Source organism: Clostridium peptidivorans, from assembly GCF_900205925.1.
GTDB classification, from domain to species: domain Bacteria; phylum Bacillota; class Clostridia; order Clostridiales; family Clostridiaceae; genus Clostridium_AK; species Clostridium_AK peptidivorans.
Genome location: NZ_OAOD01000041.1, coordinates 1 through 7,765, shown reverse-complemented (window position 1 = coordinate 7,765; position 7,765 = coordinate 1). Strand labels below are relative to the sequence as shown.

Below are 7,765 nucleotides of genomic sequence, written 5' to 3'. Positions count from 1 at the left end.
AACACTGGTCATTGTGTTGAGGTAAAGAAGGTTCGTCTTTATGCGCCTTCATTTGCAGGTGACTACATGGAGTATATTGCGAGAATTAAGAACATAGAGGGAAACCGTGCATTAATTGAGGTTCGTTCTTTCAAGATTATTGAAGTTCCTGCAGATCCACCATTCCCAAGTTCTATCGATGTACTACCTGATCCACCATTATCAACAGTGGTTCAGTTTGTTTACGAGACATATTAATTTAGGATATTAATATGAATGTAATAGAATGTATTAAAAAAAGACGAAGCATCCGTAAATATAAGACATGTAAGGTGGAACATGAGGTGATAGAGCAACTTGTTGACTGTGCAAGATGGGCTCCATCCTGGAATAATTGTAAAGCTGTTCGTTATACAGTTATTGAAAAAGACAATGAGATTCAGACAATTGCACATACATTGGTAGCGCCTGAAAATGTAAATATTGTTAAAAATGCACCAATGATTCTGGCTCTTTCTATTGTAAAGAACCGTTCTGGTTACGAAAGAGATGGTTCTACTTCTACCGCTAAGGGAGCAACATGGGAGATGTTTGATGCTGGAGTTGCCTGCCAAAATATTTGCCTTGCAGCAGAGGAGCTCAGACTTGGGGCTGTAATTATGGCATCTTTTGACGAGGAAGGAGTTACAAAATTTATTGATTTGCCAGAAGACGAATTGATTATTGCATTGGTTGCATGTGGATATCCAGCAGAAGAGCCAAAAGCTCCAAGAAGAAAAGAAGTTTCAGAAATTTTGCGTTATCATTGAAAAGATACAAAAAAGGGTAGTCATTTCAACTGATGGATATACTACCCTTTGATTATTACTTTAAAACAAAAACAAAGCCTATTTTTTCTTTTCGCAATCAATTTTTGTTACCGGAATTATTACTTTGGTAATATGCTCGTCCACGTTGTCTACATCAAGAGGTGATATAATAAACTCTTCGGATATATTACCAGTAATCTTGTAACCATTTTTGTTAATCCACTGTATCATTTTTATATGAGTATTTATAATATTTGAATAATTTCCAATGTGAGTAGTAGTAGCAGCAGTAAACCCTCCAAACTTTCTGCAATTATCGCATTTAATAGGGGATTCTATATACATTCCAAATTCAACGGTTGAATCCTTAAAGAGAAACTGATCAAGAGGGTCTGAATGGTATGTAACAACAATTAATCCTTTACTCTTTAGCTGTAGCTTACTGCATAAATCAATTATTTCCATCCATCTTTCTAAAGACACCTCTGCATTGGAATAATTTTTCATTACTTTTCTGGTAAACACTAAATCTGTTTCAGGAATTTCTTCAATGTGCATACCTTTGGTAATAATATCTTCTTTATCCTCTTTGTTGCAGTAGGAAATAATATCTACCCCTTTTTTTAGTCTTTCCAAAAAAACATAGGCATCGGAATATCTTTTTTGGAGGCTGTTTATTTCATTGGATATTTCTAAAAGTTTACCCTCTATACTTTTTTTAAGAGTTTCAGCTTTGTTATCCTTTACAATTTGCTGAATTTGCTCTAATGTAAATCCAAGCATTCTTAGTTTACGAATTATACATATTGTTACCATTTGGTCCTTACTATAATATCTATATTTATTTCCTTCTTCTCTAAATTTAGGGACAACCAATTTTATCGAATCATAATAACGCAATGTTTTCCTAGGAATATTACAAATTTTTTCTACTTCACCTATAGAATATTTGTCTCCTCTTTTCATTTATAATCACCCCAAATAATGACCTTATTGTTATATATTACCATTTATGCGAAAGAAGTGCAATTGTTTAATCATATGATGATACTTTTAGGTATATGAATACGCAATCTAACATGAAAGCGTATCTTGAACAAGCTTTTGATATTGGTAAACTTGATAAAGAATTATCAAATAGGGATTCATTTTTTATGGGAGAAGAAGAACAAAATGACTTTATAAGAGGAATAATTTCATCCACCTTTGGGGATAAAATTACTAAGGAAGGTGAGTATAATGCAATCTAAATCAGAAAATAAAAAAAGAAATGATAATGAAAAAAATAATTCAAAGTCCCCAAATATGTTTACATGGGAAGCAGACAAAAATATGAATAAGCCTGTGAGGGGACTACCAAAAAAATAGAGCCGAAAGGCTCTTTTTTGATATACTAAATCGTACTTAGTTGAGATTGCCATGCTTATATATAATCTCAATAGATAAAGCTATTTGTAATATTCAGTATTTAATTTATTTACGGTGTTAATTATTTTAACAAGTTCACTAGGGGATTCAGGCAAATCATTTTCCAGCCAAGCTTGAATGATTGAAATACAACCACCAACAACATACCTTATATAGTAATTCAAATGAGCTTTAGTAAATTCATCTGAAGTACTATATATCTGTTCAATCTCTGTTTTACTAGCAACATAGATTAATCGATCTAGAATCTTATTATCTCTTTGCTTACAAAGTAGGACCTTACATAAATCTTTATTTTCTGAAATCAACTCAATAACTTTAAGTAATAGGGAATCACTATACTCTTCTACTGGAGTCTCATCAATATAATCAAGAATTTGATTAAATAGTTCATCTTCCATAGACTGAAGTAAATCAAATGCATCTTTATAATGAGCATAAAAAGTTCCTCTATTAATATCTGCGTTTTTACATATATCAGTAACAGTAATCTGATGGATTTCTTTAGTTTGAAGTAGTTTAATTAAACTATCTTTAATGGTTTTCTTAGTATATAAAATTCTACGGTTTCCTTTAATGCTTGCCATATATATTCTCCTTTATCAAGTGATTCTTAGCTTCAGATGGAGTTTGCTTAAAAGGAGTACTTACTTCAACCGAAGCTTAGAAGAACTTATCCAGGGACGTAACATCCGTTGGGAGTATTACGGATGGTAGTTATCGGATAAATAATTTAATATTAGATGCTATTTAATAAACAGATTAAATTTTTATGTCTATTTAATAACGTTAAGAAATTATGTGATTATTGTCTATAAGTGTCTATTAACTTATACTATTTATTGTACTATAAAGTGAACAATGTGTCTATTTAATAACTCTGAGTATATAGATTTAAAAGGAGGTATAAGATGTCGTATATAAATATTCTTAACGTATACAAAGAATATAAGATTGGAGAAAATATGGTTGTGGCAAACAACGGAGTTACATTTTCTGTTGAAAAAGGAGAATTTGTTGTTATATTAGGTCCCAGTGGTGCTGGAAAATCCACTATACTTAATATTCTTGGAGGAATGGATAGTTGTGATGAAGGAAAAATAGTAATTGATAATACTGACATATCTCAATTTAATAATAAACAGCTTACTAAATATAGAAGAGACGATGTGGGATTTGTGTTCCAATTTTATAACTTAGTACAAAATCTAACAGCTAAAGAAAATGTAGAACTAGCTACACAGATTTGCAACAATGCATTAGATGTAGACAAAATCCTTGAATTAGTAGGCCTTAAACATAGAAAAGATAATTTCCCAGCTCAATTATCAGGAGGAGAGCAACAAAGGGTTTCTATTGCAAGGGCAATTGCAAAAAATCCTAAGTTATTGCTTTGTGATGAGCCAACTGGTGCTCTTGACTATAATACAGGAAAACAAGTTTTGAAAACCCTACAAGATACTTGTAGAGAAATGGGGACCACAGTTATAGTCATAACTCATAACTCAGCAATCGCACCAATGGCTGATAGAATTATTAGAATAAATGACGCAAAGGTTAGAAGCATTGAGATTAATGATAATCCTATTACAGTTGAAGAAATTGAATGGTAGAGGTGAACTTGGGATGCAGATTAAAGCATATAAGAAGTCAATAGCAAGGGAAATTTTATCATCAAAAGCACGATTTATTTCAATATTAATAATTATATTTTTAGGTGTGGCTTTTTATTCTGGCATAAAATCAGCAGGACCCGATATGAATAAAACTATAAATAATCTATATAACACCTATAACCTTATGGATAGTAAGATTGTATCAAGTCTTGGACTAAATGATGAAGATATAGAGGTACTTAGAAACAATGATGAAATATTAGATTTTTATGGCACACGCAGTATAGATGCAAACCTTGCAAATATGAGTAATGTGGTAAGATTCATGGAGTATGACAATAAAAATAACATAAATAACTTCAGTGTTGTGGAAGGCAGGTTACCTGAAAAAGGTGGAGAAATAGCCTTAGATGAACAAGCTTTAAAATTAAATAAGAATATGAAGATTGGAGACAAATTTGTAATTAATACTGACGAAGACATAATGAAGTCTTTTAAGAGGACCACATTTGAAATCGTTGGTATTGTAAGAAGTCCAATGTATATTGAAAAAGAATCAAGAGGTATAACTCCTGTTGGTAAGGGTACTATTGATTACTTTGCAGTATTAAATAGCTCGGATATATCAATGGATGTATATACGGAAATCTATGTAAGATTTAAAAATGTACAAGGTCTCGATGCTTATAGCGATGAATATAAAGATAAAATGGAGAAAAATACCCAATATCTTGAAAATTTATATTCAAATAGAACAATAGATAGAGTTGAAGAAGTAAAAACAAAAGTAGAAAAAGAATTTGATAAAGCCTATAAAGAAATAGAAGATAATGAAATAAAACTTCTAAAGGCACAAAGAGAAATAGAAGATGGAAAAGAAAGAATTAAAGAAGGCAAAAAGCAATACAACCAAGGATTAATAGAGTTTCAAGAAAAAATTAAAGACGGTGAAGCAGATCTTTCATCAGGTGAAAAGAAATTAGAAATAGGTCAAGCAGAACTTAATAAAGAAAAAGAAAAATTTGAAGAAGGAAAAAAACAACTTTATGAATCAAAGGTTGAGCTTGATAAAGCTAAGAAAGAATTTTTAAATCAAGGAATCAATCCTGAAAAGAGTGTAAGTGAATTAGAATATGAAATAGAAAATCTTAGAAAGTTATTTAATTCAATCAATGTACTTTCTAGTGATATAAAGTATACAGTTAAAAATATTAAAGAGGGTGAAGAAATACCTTCTGAAAAGATACAGTATTGGAAAAGTGTTGTATCTAATTTAGGTTTAAGTGATATGGCTGGACTAATTAATGAACTAGAAAGAAATCCTAAAAATTTAGATATTGCTATTAACATATATAAATCATTAGATGCTATGGACAAAACTGTAAATGATAATATGTCTAATTTACAATTATTAGTAGCAGGAATTACTGAATATCAACAAGGTAAATCCCAATATGAGAAACAGTTAGAGATATTTAATAATAGTAGAGTTAAGCTTGAAGAGGCTCAAAAGCAATTAGATAATGCAAATATTGAACTTTTAAAAGGGGCAAAAGAACTTGAAGAAGGCAAAATACAAGGGGAAGAAGAACTTGATAAATCAATAAAACAATTAAATGAATCAGAGCAAAAACTAATAGAAGGTGAAAAAGAAATAAATAAAAATAAGGAAAAACTATTAGATGCTAGAAAAGAAGTTGAAAAGAAAGAAAAAGAAAATCTTAAAAATTTAGATAAAAATAAGTACTACTTCTTTGATAGAAATGATAATCCAGGATATTCGGGATATAAAGATTCAGTTAATGCTTTAGATAATATTGCTTCAGTGTTTCCAGTATTTTTCTTTTTATTAGCAGTATTAATTTGCTTAACAACAATGACAAGAATGGTAGAGGAAAATCGAATAGAAATAGGTACTTTAAAAGCTTTAGGATACGATGATTTACAAATATCTTGGAAGTTTATAATATATGCTGCAATAGCAAGTATTTCTGGGTGTATATTGGGAATATTAATTGGATGTAGTTTTCTCCCAGTTATAATCAGTAATGCCTATGGAAGTTTATACAGTTTACCAAAATTAATTATATATTATTATCCATCTTATATCATTCAATCTATGGTAATATCAATATTATGTACAGTTGGAGCAGCTTTATTTGTTATAAGAGTTGAATTGAAAAGTAAACCGGCTAATCTGATGAAAGCAAAAGCTCCAAAACTAGGTAAGAAGATATTCTTAGAGAAAATTACACTACTATGGAAAGCGCTTAATTTTAACCAGAAGGTAACATTAAGAAATATTTTTAGATATAAGCAACGTATGGTAATGACAGTACTAGGGATTGCTGGCTGTATGGCCATACTTGTTACGGGGTTTGGACTTAAAAATTCAAATACAGGTATTATAGAAAAGCAATTTAGTAAGTTATGGAAATATGAAGCTATGGTAGTATTAGATGAAGATTCTACTAAAGAAGATTATAAAAAGTATGAAGATATTTTAAATCAAATAACCGGATATGAGAATAATTTAAATATACATCAAGAATCAGTAACATTTAGTAAAGAGGATATGAATAAACAAACAGTTACTCTGTATGTACCGCAAGATGTAGAGAAGATAGATCAGTTTATACTATTAAATGATAGGGTGTCAGGTGAAAAATATAAAATATCAGATGATGGTGTTATTATTAATGAGAAGTTAGCCAGACTTTTAGGAGCATCTGCTGGAGATACAATAACTATGAAAGATGAAGAGAATAATTCTTATGATGTGAAAGTAGATAAAATAGTTGAAAATTATATTATGCACTATATGTATATGTCACCATCGTATTATGAAAAAATATTTGATAAAAAAATTAGCTACAATACCCAACTTTTGAATTTTGATAAAAATGAAGATGATGTTGATGAAATTTCGTCAAAGCTTTTGGGGTGTGATAATGTGATAAACGTTACATCAACATCACAAATACAAAAATCGATTGAAGAGTCAACGGCTAATATGAACATAGTTATGTTAGTAATGATACTAGCAGCAGGATGTCTTGCTTTTGTAGTTTTATACAACTTAAATAATATAAATGTATCAGAGCGTATAAGAGAATTATCTACTATAAAAGTACTTGGATTTTTTGATAATGAAGTCACTATGTATATTTTAAGGGAAAGTATAATATTAACACTCTTAGGAGTACTTACAGGTTCATTTTTAGGAAAAATACTACATGCTTTTATAATTAGCACGGCAGAAACTGATACTATGATGATGTATCCTAATATTTTCATAGATAGTTATATATTCTCTGCCTTGATAACTATACTGTTCTCGCTAATAGTTATGATTATGATGCATATTAAGTTAAAGAATATTAACATGATTGATGCATTAAAGTCTAACGAATAATATATAAATGTAAAAACCTCATTTAGATAAGATACGGAGAACCGTATACATGGACAACCAAAATAAATAGAACATGATTAAATATTAAAAAGTAAGCCAATGATATTAAAAGTGTCATTGGTTTATGTTATAATTTTTTTGAGTTAAGGATGTGTATTAAGTGAAGAACTTATAGCTAATTATAGGAAAAGATATTGTCTAGCAAATTTATTTAATAGGGTTAGGTTATATGATATATTTTAAAATCATATCTTATTTTTATAAAAAATATAACTAAAGAAGAGGTATAAATTATGATAAAACCAATTGTAAAAGATATATTGTTTTTAGGACAAAAATCAGAAGAGGCAACTAAAAATGATATAGTAGTAGTTGATGATTTAATAGATACATTAAGAGTGACCTGGTCAAGTAAAGTTGCAACACCTAGTTCGATTAATTTTTATAGATACCTTCTTTCAAAAGGCGTTAGCCCTCCTAAAAAACTATGCGGTCTTTTATGATGATAATATCTAAAA

The 7,765-nt window shown here is 29.7% G+C and carries 7 protein-coding genes and 2 pseudogenes; 7 read left to right on the top strand and 2 right to left on the bottom strand.

Going from position 1 to position 7,765, the window contains the following annotated elements; translation table 11 throughout:
* A pseudogene (locus CRN98_RS17090) lies at nt 1–237 on the top strand (acyl-CoA hydrolase); the annotation flags it as partial.
* A 14-nt stretch (nt 238–251) separates the two neighbouring features.
* A complete protein-coding gene (locus CRN98_RS17085; RefSeq protein ID WP_097028615.1) occupies nt 252–788 on the top strand; it encodes a nitroreductase family protein in 537 nt (178 codons plus the stop codon).
* 78 nt (nt 789–866) lie between these two features.
* On the opposite strand, the gene CRN98_RS17080 is transcribed toward CRN98_RS17085, so the two are convergent.
* Nucleotides 867–1,754 carry a MerR family transcriptional regulator gene (locus CRN98_RS17080; protein ID WP_097028614.1) on the bottom strand — a complete coding sequence of 296 codons (888 nt, stop codon included), beginning with the start codon at nt 1,752–1,754 and terminating at the stop codon, nt 867–869.
* 95 nt (nt 1,755–1,849) lie between these two features.
* Between CRN98_RS17080 and CRN98_RS17075 the strand changes: the two genes are divergently transcribed.
* Both CRN98_RS17075 and CRN98_RS18100 read left to right on the top strand, forming a co-directional pair.
* Nucleotides 1,850–2,038 carry a hypothetical protein gene (locus CRN98_RS17075; protein ID WP_097028613.1) on the top strand — a complete coding sequence of 63 codons (189 nt, stop codon included), beginning with the start codon at nt 1,850–1,852 and terminating at the stop codon, nt 2,036–2,038.
* Entirely contained in the window at nt 2,028–2,156 is a 129-nt protein-coding gene (locus tag CRN98_RS18100; protein ID WP_278335446.1) for a hypothetical protein, read from the top strand. The genes CRN98_RS17075 and CRN98_RS18100 overlap by 11 nt, the downstream gene beginning before the upstream one ends.
* Nucleotides 2,157–2,236: 80 nt before the next feature.
* Here CRN98_RS18100 and CRN98_RS17070 read toward each other — a convergent pair whose 3' ends face one another.
* Nucleotides 2,237–2,803, bottom strand: coding sequence for a TetR/AcrR family transcriptional regulator (locus tag CRN98_RS17070; RefSeq protein WP_097028612.1), 567 nt, complete (start codon nt 2,801–2,803; stop codon nt 2,237–2,239).
* A 324-nt stretch (nt 2,804–3,127) separates the two neighbouring features.
* Between CRN98_RS17070 and CRN98_RS17065 the strand changes: the two genes are divergently transcribed.
* From CRN98_RS17065 to CRN98_RS17055, 3 genes and pseudogenes are all read left to right on the top strand, one after another.
* Entirely contained in the window at nt 3,128–3,829 is a 702-nt protein-coding gene (locus tag CRN98_RS17065; protein ID WP_097028611.1) for an ABC transporter ATP-binding protein, read from the top strand.
* Between the two features lie 19 nt (nt 3,830–3,848).
* Nucleotides 3,849–7,247: an FtsX-like permease family protein gene (locus CRN98_RS17060; protein WP_097028616.1), complete on the top strand. Its 3,399-nt coding sequence runs from the start codon at nt 3,849–3,851 to the stop codon at nt 7,245–7,247.
* A gap of 293 nt (nt 7,248–7,540) precedes the next feature.
* Nucleotides 7,541–7,645: pseudogene (locus CRN98_RS17055) on the top strand (peptide deformylase); the annotation flags it as partial.
* Nucleotides 7,646–7,765: the final 120 nt, after the last annotated feature.